General features: G+C 55.8%; 10 protein-coding genes and 1 pseudogene. 3 read left to right on the forward strand and 8 right to left on the reverse strand.

Features of this window, described 5'->3' with window-relative positions; translation table 11 throughout:
* The first annotated feature begins 86 nt into the window (after window positions 1-86).
* Window positions 87-807 (forward strand): annotated as a pseudogene (lexA, locus tag N8E88_RS27575) (transcriptional repressor LexA).
* Here the strand turns inward: lexA and N8E88_RS27580 are convergent.
* Together N8E88_RS27580 and N8E88_RS27585 are read right to left on the reverse strand one after the other, a co-directional pair.
* A complete protein-coding gene (locus N8E88_RS27580) occupies window positions 804-2,672 on the reverse strand; it encodes a ComEC/Rec2 family competence protein (protein WP_262293356.1) in 1,869 nt (622 codons plus the stop codon). The pseudogene lexA and the gene N8E88_RS27580 sit on opposite strands and share 4 nt — an antisense overlap.
* Window positions 2,657-3,283: a hypothetical protein gene (locus N8E88_RS27585; RefSeq protein ID WP_262293357.1), complete on the reverse strand. Its 627-nt coding sequence runs from the start codon at window positions 3,281-3,283 to the stop codon at window positions 2,657-2,659. Before N8E88_RS27585 ends, N8E88_RS27580 begins: the two co-directional genes overlap by 16 nt.
* Before the next feature lie 113 nt (window positions 3,284-3,396).
* Between N8E88_RS27585 and gltX the strand changes: the two genes are divergently transcribed.
* Together gltX and gltA are read left to right on the forward strand one after the other, a co-directional pair.
* Window positions 3,397-4,824: a glutamate--tRNA ligase gene (gene gltX / locus N8E88_RS27590; RefSeq protein ID WP_262293358.1), complete on the forward strand. Its 1,428-nt coding sequence runs from the start codon at window positions 3,397-3,399 to the stop codon at window positions 4,822-4,824.
* Between the two features lie 144 nt (window positions 4,825-4,968).
* Window positions 4,969-6,261 carry a citrate synthase gene (gltA, locus tag N8E88_RS27595; protein ID WP_112529278.1) on the forward strand — a complete coding sequence of 431 codons (1,293 nt, stop codon included), beginning with the start codon at window positions 4,969-4,971 and terminating at the stop codon, window positions 6,259-6,261.
* A gap of 49 nt (window positions 6,262-6,310) precedes the next feature.
* On the opposite strand, the gene lpxB is transcribed toward gltA, so the two are convergent.
* From lpxB to bamA, 6 genes are read right to left on the reverse strand one after another with little or no spacing between them, the layout of a single operon-like run.
* Window positions 6,311-7,489 (reverse strand): lipid-A-disaccharide synthase, encoded by a 1,179-nt coding sequence (gene lpxB / locus N8E88_RS27600; RefSeq protein ID WP_262293359.1) that lies wholly within the window; start codon window positions 7,487-7,489, stop codon window positions 6,311-6,313.
* Window positions 7,486-8,382, reverse strand: a complete 897-nt coding sequence (locus N8E88_RS27605) for an LpxI family protein (RefSeq protein WP_262293360.1) — start codon at window positions 8,380-8,382, stop codon at window positions 7,486-7,488. Before N8E88_RS27605 ends, lpxB begins: the two co-directional genes overlap by 4 nt.
* Complete coding sequence (gene lpxA / locus N8E88_RS27610; RefSeq protein WP_262293361.1) at window positions 8,366-9,193, reverse strand: acyl-ACP--UDP-N-acetylglucosamine O-acyltransferase; 828 nt, start codon at window positions 9,191-9,193, stop codon at window positions 8,366-8,368. Before lpxA ends, N8E88_RS27605 begins: the two co-directional genes overlap by 17 nt.
* An 8-nt stretch (window positions 9,194-9,201) precedes the next feature.
* On the reverse strand, window positions 9,202-9,687 hold the full coding sequence (gene fabZ, locus N8E88_RS27615; RefSeq protein ID WP_262293362.1) for a 3-hydroxyacyl-ACP dehydratase FabZ: 486 nt from the start codon (window positions 9,685-9,687) through the stop codon (window positions 9,202-9,204).
* Window positions 9,680-10,735: a UDP-3-O-(3-hydroxymyristoyl)glucosamine N-acyltransferase gene (gene lpxD, locus N8E88_RS27620; protein WP_262293363.1), complete on the reverse strand. Its 1,056-nt coding sequence runs from the start codon at window positions 10,733-10,735 to the stop codon at window positions 9,680-9,682. Before lpxD ends, fabZ begins: the two co-directional genes overlap by 8 nt.
* Window positions 10,736-10,788: 53 nt before the next feature.
* Window positions 10,789-13,164, reverse strand: coding sequence for an outer membrane protein assembly factor BamA (gene bamA, locus N8E88_RS27625; RefSeq protein WP_262293364.1), 2,376 nt, complete (start codon window positions 13,162-13,164; stop codon window positions 10,789-10,791).
* Between the last annotated feature and the right edge of the window lie 174 nt (window positions 13,165-13,338).

Consider the following 13,338-nt stretch of genomic DNA (forward strand, 5'->3'; position numbering starts at 1 on the left):
CACATATTAATCCTTGTGGAACACAACTGGAACAGATAGTGTTTGTTCTGGTTTTGTTTTTTCCGATTCCACGCAAAGGATCGCCGATGCTCACGCGTAAACAACATGAACTTCTGCTCTTCATCCACGAGCGTTTGAAGGAGACAGGCATCCCGCCTTCGTTCGACGAGATGAAGGATGCATTGGATCTGGCCTCGAAATCCGGCATACACCGGTTGATCACTGCCCTGGAAGAGCGCGGCTTCATTCGCCGGCTTGCAAACCGTGCAAGAGCGCTGGAAGTTTTGCGCCTGCCGGACTCCATCGCTCCCGGCCTCAACGCTCAACGGAAATTCTCGCCGAGTGTCATCGAGGGAAGCCTTGGCAGAAATGTCGCCCCCGCCCGGCCACAAGCGCGTTCCTCCGACGATATAAGCGCGTCGACGGTCGTCAGCATCCCGGTCATGGGCCGCATTGCCGCTGGTGTGCCGATTTCCGCTATCCAGAACCAGACCCATATGATCGGCCTGCCCCCGGACATGATAGGGAGCGGCGAACATTACGCGCTTGAAGTCAAAGGCGATCTCGATGATCGAGGCCGGGATTTTCGATGGGGATACTGTCGTGATCAAGCGCGGTGATACTGCCAATCCGGGCGAGATCGTTGTCGCACTGGTCGATGACGAAGAGGCAACGCTCAAGCGCTTCCGCCGTAAAGGAGCGTCGATTGCCCTCGAAGCGGCAAATCCAGCCTATGAGACGCGGATTTTCGGCCCGGATCGCGTTCAGGTTCAGGGTAAGCTTGTCGGTCTTATAAGACGATACTAACAATCGCCGGGCTTTTCGCAGCCCGACGTCTGATTCCGGGCGGCATTGACACGTTTACGGGATTTGTAATCCTCGATGTTGCGCGCGGCACGCGAATACATTCGATAAGCGTTCCATGGACGGACCGGTGGTCCTACGGCATAATTGATGATGACGGACTGAAGGCGACGGGCGCGAGAAGAGTTTGCCTCGGCGAGGAATGCTTGCGAACCATTTTCGCGGTCTGTGGAAGGTAGCCGAACAGGTTCGTGTGAATTCAGGCTAATCTCTGCGGTACCGTGCAACGCGAGATCGCGCTTGGTTAGTACGAGTATGTTCTTATCCTCGCATATCGCGGTTCCGGTCGAATACGCCAGGATAACAATATCTCCCTCGCCGCACGCAGCTTGCCTCCGTCCAGCCTCGTCCGTATAGGCGATTATCAACCCTCCCGGCTCGCGTGCAGTGCAAACTTTTTCAACACACTCAAACTGCATTTCTTTAGAAGGTGCGCCGGCCTTCGACGGTTTTACCACCTCGTTTATGCCATAGCCCTGCTGCCAATTGTTTAGAGTGAACGCGCTGCCGGATGCTCGATTGACCGCCAGATTGCTGTCATCTGTACGCAGTGCGACCAGTTTTCCGTCCTCTGAAACAATGATCTGCGGCTCCTGCGCTCGCATCATCATAAACGCCGCGCCTAACAATAAGGGTATGCCGCACAGCCGCAGACGCGTCGATAGGCACAGCAACATCACAAGGCCAATGCTCATCAGGATCAAAGTACCTTGCGGCATAAGGCCTAAATTGCCGCTGGGAGAGCGCGACGCGACCATTTTTGCAAGCGCAATGACGACCTCGATGCCCCGTCCCATGACTGTAAACGGTAGCCAATCCAGATCGAATGGCATGGCCAGCAAACCGAGCACGGCAAATGGCATGACAAACACTGAAATGACCGGCAGCGCGAGAGCGTTACCGATAAGGCCGAATGGCGCCGTATTGTTGAAATGATAAGCCGCAAAGATTGAGCTCGCGGTCCCGGCTACCACTGATGTCATGGCAATAGTGCCTATGTGGTTCACGGCCTTGATCGGCAACGCTAAAACCAAATGATTGGACGCACCTTTCTGGAAGGCAAGTCTTCCCTGACGCCGGGACCACCAGCTATAAAATGCAATCAAGGCGGCAGTTGCCGAATACGACATCTGAAAGCTTGGACCAAGGATTTCGTGCGGTGATATCGCCGTGGTGATCAACGCCGCAATAGCGAGATTGCGCATCGATATAGCCGCCCGGTCAACAGTCACAGCCAGGAGTATCACAGCGAGCATGACGAAGCTGCGCTGGGCCGCGACGTCTGAGCCCGACAGCAGCAAATAGAATGCGGAGCCCACCAAGGCGATCACCGCCGAGAGTTTCTTCACGGGAAACCGCGCCGAAAAACCGGGGAAAAATGCCATGATCGCGCGTAGCGAGCCGATGATCGTTGCCGCTACCAGTGCCATGTGGAAGCCGGAGATCGACAGGATATGTGAAAGTCCGCTCAAGCGGAAAGCGCTGTTGGTGGCGTCGCTGATACCATCGCGCTGGCCGGTGATCAGCGAGGCAGCGATGTCACCCGGTTCGCCTCTGATATTGCGTAGAATGCGCTGGGTGAGTTGCTGCCTGATATTTGCAATCGCCAGCAAGATTGTAGCAACTGGTCCTGTGTCCGAAGCCACAGGCAGTGTTTCGAGCTTTCCCAGCACAAATCCACTCGCGCCGACACCCCTGTAGTAGTTATAGAAGGCGAAATCATAATTACCCGGCCGCATCGGGCCTGACTGCGGTCGCAGGTGGACGAGGCCTTTGAGACCATCGCCGACCTTCAGGTTGCGGGGCACTGATCTCGCCGAAACAACCACGCGGTTGGACCGCATTTTAGTGCCGGTCGTACTGTGGACATCACATCCACTGTAAGACGCCACCCGCCCTTGGCATCTCGCGACATCGCTTTTACACGGCCCGACATCCGCACCGTGACTTCCGAGCCGAGCATTCGGGTTCCGGCCCGGATCGTTTCGACTTTGCCAAATAGCATGCCGGCCACAAGTGCGATCGCGAATAGAAGAACAAGCCGCATCACGGGTCGCGCCTGCGCCAAGGCATGACAACCGACGAGAAAAGTCATGCCCGAAAGGATGGCACTGAGCCTCGGTTCGACAGCCGCATTAAAATAGAAAATCGCACCGACACCCGCAAAGACAGGTAAGAACAGAAACAGCGTACCGCGATCGACCTCGCAGTTGAATGCTTTGGGAATCGTGAGAGGCAGGGCCTGAAGTTGAGCTCGTGCAGAATTGCCAAGTCCACGTAACTTGGCGGGCCAGCTTTCTTTTTCAACGACTAGATCACTGGTCCGCGTTTGAGTCGCGATTTCATAGTCACCGCCGCTGTCGGGACGGAGAAAAAACTGCTGTTCCCTGGTCTTTGTTCTGGTAGCAGGACCTTCCATTTGCTTTCCGGTTCTGCAAGTGCCCTTGCACAGCAGCGGTGCTATGCTACATGAACGCCAGATCAATTCGATTGGACGTTCGGCTAATACGCCGGGCATCTGCTGGAGAACTTATGTCATCTTCTGTTGTCACCCGTTTCGCACCCTCTCCGACCGGTTATCTGCATATCGGCGGGGCCCGCACTGCCCTGTTCAACTGGCTTTATGCCAAGCATACGGGCGGCAAGATGTTACTGCGCATCGAGGACACCGATCGGGAACGCTCTTCGGAAGCAGCCGTAACTGCCATTCTCGACGGTCTAAAGTGGCTGGGTCTTGATTGGGATGGCGATGCTGTGTCGCAATATGAGCGCGCACCGCGCCATCGCGAAGTTGCAGAGGAGCTCGTCAGCAGGGGTAGGGCCTATTATTGCTATGCTTCACAGGTCGAGCTTGAGGAAATGCGCGAGAAAGCCCGTGCGGAAGGCCGTCCGCCGCGTTATGACGGCCGCTGGCGGGATCGCGATCCCAAGGAAGCGCTTGAAGGCATTAAGCCGGTCATCCGCATCAAGGCGCCTCAGGCGGGTGAAACACTCGTTCGCGACCAGGTTCAGGGCGACGTCAGGTTCCCCAACAAGGACCTCGACGATTTCATCATTTTGCGCTCTGACGGCAATCCGACCTACATGCACGCTGTCGTAGTAGACGACCATGACATGGGCGTCACCCATATCATCCGTGGCGACGATCATTTGACCAATGCGGCGCGGCAGACGGTGATCTACGATGCGATGGGTTGGGAAGTGCCGGTCATGGGTCACACTCCGCTCATTCATGGTGCCGATGGCGCAAAATTGTCGAAGCGGCATGGAGCGCTTGGAGTGGAAGCCTATCGCGCCATGGGCTACCTGCCGGCAGCGCTACGCAACTATCTTGTTCGTCTCGGCTGGAGCCATGGTGACGACGAGATCATGTCCGATGAACAGATGATCCAATGGTTTGAAATCTCGGATATCAACCGGGGCGCATCGCGCTTCGATTTCCAGAAGCTCGAGGCAATCAATGGCCACTACATGCGCATCTCCGACGATGCAGACCTGGTCAAGGCCATGATCGATATATTGCCGGAAATCGAGGGTGGCGCCGAGATGCTGTCGCGATTGGATGACAACACGAAAAAGCAATTGCTCGCCGCGATGCCGGGTCTGAAGGAGCGTGCGAAGACATTGGTCGAGCTCGCAGATAGCGCAAAATATCTTTTCGCAAAGCGGCCGCTTGCGCTTGATGAAAAAGCGTACGGCTTGCTTAACGAGGAGGGCCGGAGCATTCTTTTCGGCGTACTTCCGGACCTTGCCGCGGTTGATGAATGGAGCGCTGAACCGCTGGATGCTGCAGTGCGGGCGTATGCGGAAAAAACCGGTCTGAAGCTGGGTAAAATCGCACAACCTTTGCGAGCCGCTTTGACGGGAAGAGCAACGTCTCCGGGTGTTTTCGATGTATTGGCAGTCTTGGGAAGAGAAGAGTCCCTTGGCCGCATAGAGGATCAGGCAAAAGGGCAATAGCACGTAAATTTGAGCTCATTTTTGCATTGCAACATCGTGCCTTTCGAGTACGGTGTCGTGCCTGACAAGATAAGATTGTGGCCTCATTCGAGGTAGATGCTTTTGCGCTGGATCAGCGCAAGTCGAAGCAAGAAAGGAACGGCAATGTCTGAAAACAGCGTCAACATCGACCTGAATGGTCACGAATTCTCCTTACCTATTAAAAAGGGGACCATTGGACCGGATGTCGTGGACATTGGGACATTATATAAGAACACCGGCGCCTTCACGTATGATCCGGGGTTCACATCCACCGCTGCTTGCGAGTCGCAGATCACCTATATCGATGGCGACGAAGGCATCTTGCTGCATCGCGGTTACCCGATCGAACAGCTGGCCGAACACGGCGATTTTCTTGAAGCCTGCTATCTGTTGCTCTACGGCGAATTGCCGACAAAGAGCCAGAAGGCGGACTTTGACTTCCGCGTAACCCGGCACACTATGGTGCACGAGCAGATGTCGCGCTTCTTCAGTGGTTTCCGCCGCGATGCGCATCCAATGGCCGTCATGGTCGGCTGCGTCGGCGCCCTGTCCGCGTTCTATCACGACTCGACGGACATTTCCGATCCGCATCAGCGCATGGTCGCTTCGATCCGTATGATCGCGAAAATCCCGACCCTTGCCGCGATGGCTTATAAATATCATATCGGTCAGCCTTTCGTTTACCCGAAGAACAATCTCGATTTCGCGACGAACTTCCTTCACATGTGCTTCGCTGTTCCCTGTGAGGACTACGTGCCAAATCCGGTTCTTGCACGCGCAATGGATCGCATTTTCATCCTGCACGCCGATCACGAGCAGAATGCATCGACGTCCACAGTTCGTCTGGCGGGTTCGTCGGGCGCTAACCCATTCGCTTGTATTGCAGCGGGCATTGCCTGCCTCTGGGGTCCGGCTCATGGCGGTGCCAATGAAGCAGCGCTGCAGATGCTCGGTGAAATCGGCACCATGGATCGCATTCCCGAGTTCATCAATCGCGCCAAGGACAAGAACGATCCGTTCCGCCTGATGGGCTTTGGTCATCGCGTCTACAAGAACTACGATCCGCGCGCGAAAATCATGCAGCAGACAACGCGCGAAGTGCTCGCCGAACTCGGCATCAAGGATGACCCGCTACTTGACGTTGCCATGGAACTTGAGCGTATTGCGCTAACCGATGAATATTTCATCGAAAAGAAGCTTTATCCAAACGTCGACTTTTATTCCGGTATCACATTGAAGGCGCTTGGCTTCCCCACCACCATGTTTACGGTGCTGTTCGCTGTTGCGCGCACCGTCGGCTGGATTGCCCAGTGGAAAGAAATGATCGAAGACCCGCATCAGAAGATTGGCCGCCCGCGCCAGCTTTATACAGGTGCAACGCCACGCGATTATGTAAGTGTCGAAGATCGCAAATAGTCACCATCATATGGTCAAAAAAGGCGCCCATCCGGCGCCTTTTTATTGGTCATTTGTGTGTAGCAAATTCCAGCACTTTTTCTGCGGCAATTTCCCCGGCGGGACGCTCAGTCTGCATCAGCTTCGCAACCTTGTCGAAACTTTCAAGCTGTGCGGCGCGCCGGTGACCTGGAACCAGCAATTGCTCGATTTGACGGGCAATAGGGCCGGGTCGGACAAAAATATTGAAATATTCCGGAACAACCGGCTCGTCTGCGATGATATTTGGAAGCGCCGCACTCCATACCTTGATCCTTGGCGCAATAAATGTCCGCGCCAGCCAGTCCGGCTTGTAGGAAAGGACTGTGGGAATACGCGCCAGCGCCAGTTCCAGCGAAACGGTTCCGGAGGCGGCAAGCGCCGCGTCGGCCTCGGCAAAGGCCTTCAATCTCTCCGCTTCACCAACAACAATGCGAGGCTGTACTTTCCAGCTTGCAGTCAATTGCCAGACAAGCGGCTCGACCTTCGGCAGGGTTGGCAGAACGACGTTGATGCGATTGCCACGGTTTGCCAAAAGATCGATGGTCTCGCCAAATGGTTCCGCAAGACTGATGATTTCGGAGCGCCGAGAACCCGGCAGCACAACAAGATTCTTCTCTGCCCGATCACCGAGACTAGCGTCGCGCGCACGATTTTGTTTTGCGGCTTCGAGCAACGGCGCATGTGATACCAATCTATGTCCGACATAGGTCGCAGGCGGGCCATTCAGATCCTTCAGGGCCTGTACCTCAAACGGCAGGATCGCCAACACATGGTCGATATAAGCGCGCATTGCCTTGGCACGTTCCGGCCGCCAGGCCCACACTGAAGGACTGATGTAATTGATGATAGGGATTGAAGGGTCAGCCGCCCTCACCTTGCGCGCGACGCGATGGGTAAAATCAGGGCTGTCGATGATCACCAGACAATCTGGCTTCGCTGCGACGATTGCCGTCGAAAGCTGCGAGATCCGGCGCAGAAGCTGCGGCAGCTTTTGAACAATCGCACTAAGGCCGACAAGCGCGATTTCATGCTGATCGAACAAGCTGTCGAGCCCGAGTGCGGCAAGATGTTCCCCGCCGACACCGGTGAGCGTCACCTCGCCTGCATATTGCCGGCGCAGCGCTTGAACCAGATCGGCGCCCAGCAAATCCCCGGACTCTTCCCCCGTGACAACGGCAAGGCGCAAGGGTCTTGTCGGGTCGGTCATGAGGAGGATTCCTGCTCAAAGGTCTCGATGAATAGTCCGGCTTTGTCGGCAGCGGCAACAGTTTCGCCATAGCCGAGGATCAGTGTGCGTCGCGCCTCGATGGCGATGCCCTTGAGTCCCGCCTTGACAGCATTCTCCACGGTACTGACACCGATAGCCGGCAGGTCAGCGCGCACTTCCTGTTGCGGCTTGGCGCATTTGACCAGAACGCCACCCTTGCGATTGATACGCTTGGCATGTCGCAGCTCCGCCACGCGTTGCAGCATGGCATCGGTGCCTTCGACACCTTCCAGCGCTATGACTCGCCGGCCGATGGCGATTGCGGCTTGGCCGATATCAAGCGAGCCGATCATAATTGCAGCCTGCCGCGCCGCATTCATATTGGCGACACTCTCCTGGTCGGCACGCTTGCGCGTCAACGTGCCGGGAGCTGGCGCAAGGATGTCGGGAACGATTTCGTGGGCGCCGAGAACGCGAAAACCATAGGATTCGATCGTCGCGATGACAGCGCGCAACAGGCCGTCATCGCCCAGCCGGAACGCCCGCAGGAAACGATAGAGCGCAACGAGATTGCCGTTTCCCGGTCGGAGCGCGGCGCGGAACTCCGGTCTGTGACGAATTCCGCCGGCAAGGACAACATTGGATATGCCTTCGGCCCTCAGGATCTTCACAAGGCCGCCGAGCTCGACAATGGAAATCTCGGCGTGCTCACCCGCGTAGAGCTCAGGTTCTGCCTCGCCTTTGATCGCAACAATCAAAGGATTGCCGCCAAGCTTCCGCAGACTTGTCGCCACCGCGACTGGAAGCTGGCCATTGCCGGCGACAATCGCGGTCCGTCCCGCTATCGGCGGGTGCAAAGCTGTCGATGGCGGTGTTTTAGCTGTTGTCGTCACTGTCACTGATCTCGATTGCGGAATCGAGTGGCGGCGTACAATAGGCGCGCTTGGTATCAGCGGTGATGAAATCGACCAGGTCGGCTACGGCGGCCGAATCCGGGAATGCCACGCGCACATCATCTGCGCGGCTCTTGATCGATTTCGTACGGTCGAACAGCATGCGGACGGCATGACGCAGCTTGTGGATTTCCGGACGCGCCATCCCTGATCGTTTCATTCCGATGATATTCAGCCCGCCGAGATAGGCGTGGTTGCCGATAGCCATACCGTAGGGAACGAGATCGCTTGCCAAGGCAGCAAGACCGCCAATGAAGGCATGATGCCCGACACGTACGAACTGATGAATGCCCGCACCTCCCCCGATAATGACATTATTGCCGATGGTGACGTGCCCGCCGATCATCACATTGTTGGAGAATGTGACATTGTCGCCAATCACGCAGTCATGCGCGACATGCGCATAAGCCAGGAACATGCAATTATCGCCGATCGTGGTAATGCCACGGCTGCCATCCGTACCGCGATGCATGGTCACGCCTTCGCGGATCACGCAGTTCTTGCCGACGACGAGTGTCGTATAGCCGCCCTTGTGTTTGGTATTCTGCGGGTCACCGCCAAGCACAGCATTGGGATAGACCTTCGAACCGCCGCCAAGCGTCGTTGGCCCCATGATGACGACGTGGCTGATAAGTTCGACGTCATCGCCAATGACGGCTTCAGATCCGATGTGACAAAATGGTCCGACAGATACCCTGTCTCCGATTTTTGCACCCTGCTCGATAATAGACGTCTGATGAATGCGAGACATAAAAGGGTTCAGACTCCGGACTCGTCTTCATCGGGAAAGCCGACCATGGCGGCAACTTCCGCTTCGGCAACCTTCACGCCGTCAACTTCGGCGATACAAGCGTATTTGTGGAGGATGCCGCGCTGCTTCAGCTTCGTCACCCGCAGCTTCAGTTGGTCGCCCGGAACGACAGGCTTGCGGAACTTGGCATTATCGATGGTCATGAAGAAGACCTTGCCCGGCTTGCCGCTGCCATTGTGGAAGAGAACGATCGCGCCGGCAGTCTGGGCCATGGCTTCGATGATCAAAACACCCGGCATGATCGGCAGCTCGGGAAAATGACCGGCAAAATGCGGCTCGTTGATGCTGACATTCTTGATGCCGGTGGCCGATACGTCACGGTCGATATCGACGATGCGATCGATCAGCAGAAATGGATAACGATGTGGCAGATTCGCCAGAAGTTTCTGGATATCCGCAACTCCGAGGCTCTCCACTTTCACATTGTCACTCATCTGAACTGCTCTCCTTCTTGGTTCGAGTCATCGCACGCACGCTCGCGATTTCACGGAACCACTGCTTGAACGGCTGAGCAGGCGCGCCGGCCCACCTCTCGCCGTCCGGTATATCGTTCATTACGCCGCTCGCTGCGGCGATCTCGACGCGTGAACCTATGTTGACGTGATCCTTGATCCCGACGCTTCCGCCGAGCATCGTCATGTCACCAAGGACCACACTGCCCGAGATGCCGCATTGCGCAGCAATAACGCAATGCCGCCCTATACGCACATTATGGGCAATTTGCACGAGATTATCGATTTTCGTGCCTTCACCGATTGTCGTGTCAGCCAGAGCACCACGATCGACCGTTGTGTTGGCACCGATTTCGACATTGTCCTGAATAATAACGCGGCCGAGCTGCGGCATCTTGTCGAGACCTGCCCTGCCAGGCACATACCCAAAGCCATCCTGGCCAATTCTTACACCCGGATGCAGCAGGACGCGATTACCCAAAAATGCGTACTGAACCGAGCAATTCGGAGCGATATAGCAATCGCGACCAATCTTGCAGCCATTGCCGATGACGACATTGGCGGCGATCACAGTGCCGGAACCGATGGAAACATTGCTGCCGATGATGGCACCTGGCTCAATCGTAACATCAGTTTCAATCTCTGCGGACGGATGGACAATCGCGTGGGTCGATATACCGGTCTGTCCGCTCCACAAATGTGCATTGACAGCATTGGGATAGAGCGCGCGGCCAATGGCAGCAAAATCCTGCTGCGGATGACGGGTTACGATGATGGCGACGTTCTTAGGAACGTTTGCCTTGATTTCATCGGTGCACAATATGCCGGCAGCCTTCAGGTTACCGAGATCCAGAGCATGCTTCTTGCTTTCGATAAATACCAGCGCATCGGGTCCTGCATCCGAAAGCGAAGCCAAACGGGTGACCGGCCGACCTGCCAACGAAGTATCCACAAGAACGCCATTGGTCAGACCTGCGATCTGACCAATTGTCACGTTCAACAGTGGCTCATAAAAGATAGGATCGGCCATCGGCTACTTTCTCCCCCGGGGAAACTTGCTCCCCCCGGGAGGTCAGCAATCTATCAGAACTTGCTCGACATGCCGAAGTTGAAATTCTGAACCTGATCGCCTTCAACCTTTTTGACCGGCACAGCATAGTCGAAGCGCAGCGGACCGAATGGAGACGCCCACATGATACTGGCACCGACCGATGCGCGCCATTCCATTTCGGTTGTGCCCGCAGCTTCTGAAAGGTCGTTTCCATACAGGGTGGCCGCATCGGCGAACAAAGCACCGCGGATGCCTATGCTTTCCGGAACAACAGGCATCGGGAACTGTGTTTCCAGCGATCCGCTGAAGTAGGTCGTACCGCCGAGGAAGCTGCCGTCGTCATCATCCACCGTCAAATCTCGTGGACCGATACCGGCATATTTGAAACCGCGGATCATTTCGCTGTTGTTCTTGAACAGATCGAACACCCGCAGGTCTTCGTCGCCAAAGCCAGCGATATAACCCGCACCAACACCCACCAAGCCGACAATATCCATCTCGTCGGACAGCGTCTTGTAATACTGACCTTTGAACGTCGTCTTCAGGAAGTTGGCGTCACCACCGATACCCGCATATTCCTGATTGAACTTCGCATAGATACCGTCACGCGGGTTCTTCGTATCGTCGATCGTATTATATGTCAGCGACCAGCTAACCGAAGACTTGATCCATGGGCTTTCCTCTGCTGCATCGATGAATGCCTGAGAAATCTCTGTCGGATCGGGTATATCGGTGCCCGGTATCATCGCATCGTTATCAATCTCATACTTTTCTTCGGTGAGATTGTAGGCAACGCCGGCCGTCAGATCATCGGTGATCGGCAGACCGAAGCGAATGGTACCGCCGGTCAAGTCCGTCTCGTACTTGTTGTTCACACCCGACTGACGCTTGAAAATATCGAAGCCGGCTGCAATGCGCTGCCCAAGAAAGTATGGCTCGGTAAACGACAGCGAATAGGAGCGGTTGTTATCAAGACCGCCACCCGCTGCAATACGGATGTACTGGCCACGACCGAGGAAGTTGCGTTCGGTGATAGAAGCTTCAACCGTCGGCCCAGGGTTTTCACCACCGGTCGTATAACCGCCACCGATGGAGAATTCACCGGTCGATTTCTCGATGACGTCGACGACAAGCACAACCTGATCGGGCTGGGAACCGGGCGCCGTCGAGATGTTGACCGTCTGGAAGAATTGCAACGCTTCTAGACGGCGCTTGGCGCGCTGGATCAGAACCTGGTTGAAGGCATCGCCTTCACTGACATCGAATTCACGGCGGATAACGAAATCGCGGGTCTTTTCATTGCCGCGGATTTCAATGCGCTCGACATAGGCGCGTGGCCCCTGATCGATGGCATAGGTCACGGAAATCGTGTGATTTTCGAAGTTACGATCGCCGCGCGGCTCAACCTTCGCGAAGGCGTAGCCCTGACCGGCAACCTTCTCGGAAACCTTGATGATCGAGTCTTCGACTTCCTTGGCGTTGTAGGTATCCCCTTCGCGGGTCTCGACAAGTCCGTTCAGCTGCGAGGTATCGACACCCTCAACCGAGCTTTCGATCTGAACGCCGCCAAACTTGTACTTCTCACCTTCTTCAACTGTAATGGTGATCGTGTAGTCGTTGGTGGCGGGATCGAGTTCAGCGGTTGAAGAAATCACGCGAAAATCCGCGTAACCGCGATTGTAGTAGAACCGGCGTAGTGCTTCCTCGTCTGCGCGAAGGCGATCTTCGCTGTAAACGTCGTTTCGTGTCAGCCAGGAAAGCGGGGTGGACCTTTTGGTCGAGATTACGTCGCTCAGGCGGCGATTGCCAAAGGCCTGATTGCCGACGAAATTGATCTTGGCAATCTTGGTGCGATCGCCTTCATTGATCTCGAACACAACGTTGACGCGCCCTTCGCCCAGATCCATCGTCCGGCCGGAGACCGTGGCATCACTGCGGCCGACATTGCGGTAGGCGGCACGTACGGCCTCGACATCGGCATCGAGCGTCGCCTGGTCGAAAGCGGCGCGCGGCTTCAACTGCACAGCATTTTGCAGCGCAGGGTCCTTGATCTTCTTGTTGCCCTGGAAAATGACCTGGTTGACAACCTGATGCTCATTGACCTGAACGATCAATGTTCCACCCGACTGGCTGATGCGCACATCGCTGAACAGGCCGGTACCGAACAGACGCTTGGTTGCCGCATCGATGTCCGCATTGGAAAAAGGCTTGCCGGGCGTAATCCCCAGATTGTCGCGAACCGTCTGGGCATCCACGCGTGTATTACCACGCACTTCAATGCGGCTTACGGTTGCTGCCTCTGCTACCGTGACGCCTGCTACCGTGGTTACGATTGCACCCGAACTCACAAGAGCCGCTGATATGGCGAGCGCTGACGCTGCACCAACAAATTTTGAACTTGCCGCCATAGGCCTTATGAACCTTCGTTTCTCGTTGTCCCCGGGCGAGACCCCGGAATAAGCACTTACTCGCACACCGTCATAGCCGGTTTTTACATACACGCAAGGCTTACGGTTAAAATCTGTTTACTTCACAAGAAAGCGTGGCATCCATGCCACGCCAATCGAAGCTTATAGTAAACA

This window comes from Phyllobacterium zundukense, from assembly GCF_025452195.1.
Taxonomy (GTDB): domain Bacteria; phylum Pseudomonadota; class Alphaproteobacteria; order Rhizobiales; family Rhizobiaceae; genus Phyllobacterium; species Phyllobacterium zundukense_A.

Bases quoted from the DNA above. Each gene is read 5' to 3' on its own strand.
- lpxB (WP_262293359.1), bottom strand. From the start codon at position 7,489: ATGACCGACCCGACAAGACCCTTGCGCCTTGCCGTTGTCACGGGGGAA.
- lpxD (WP_262293363.1), bottom strand. From the start codon at position 10,735: ATGGCCGATCCTATCTTTTATGAGCCACTGTTGAACGTGACAATTGGT.
- gltA (WP_112529278.1), top strand. From the start codon at position 4,969: ATGTCTGAAAACAGCGTCAACATCGACCTGAATGGTCACGAATTCTCC.
- fabZ (WP_262293362.1), bottom strand. From the start codon at position 9,687: ATGAGTGACAATGTGAAAGTGGAGAGCCTCGGAGTTGCGGATATCCAG.
- gltX (WP_262293358.1), top strand. From the start codon at position 3,397: ATGTCATCTTCTGTTGTCACCCGTTTCGCACCCTCTCCGACCGGTTAT.
- N8E88_RS27585 (WP_262293357.1), bottom strand. From the start codon at position 3,283: ATGGAAGGTCCTGCTACCAGAACAAAGACCAGGGAACAGCAGTTTTTT.
- bamA (WP_262293364.1), bottom strand. From the start codon at position 13,164: ATGGCGGCAAGTTCAAAATTTGTTGGTGCAGCGTCAGCGCTCGCCATA.
- lpxA (WP_262293361.1), bottom strand. From the start codon at position 9,193: ATGTCTCGCATTCATCAGACGTCTATTATCGAGCAGGGTGCAAAAATC.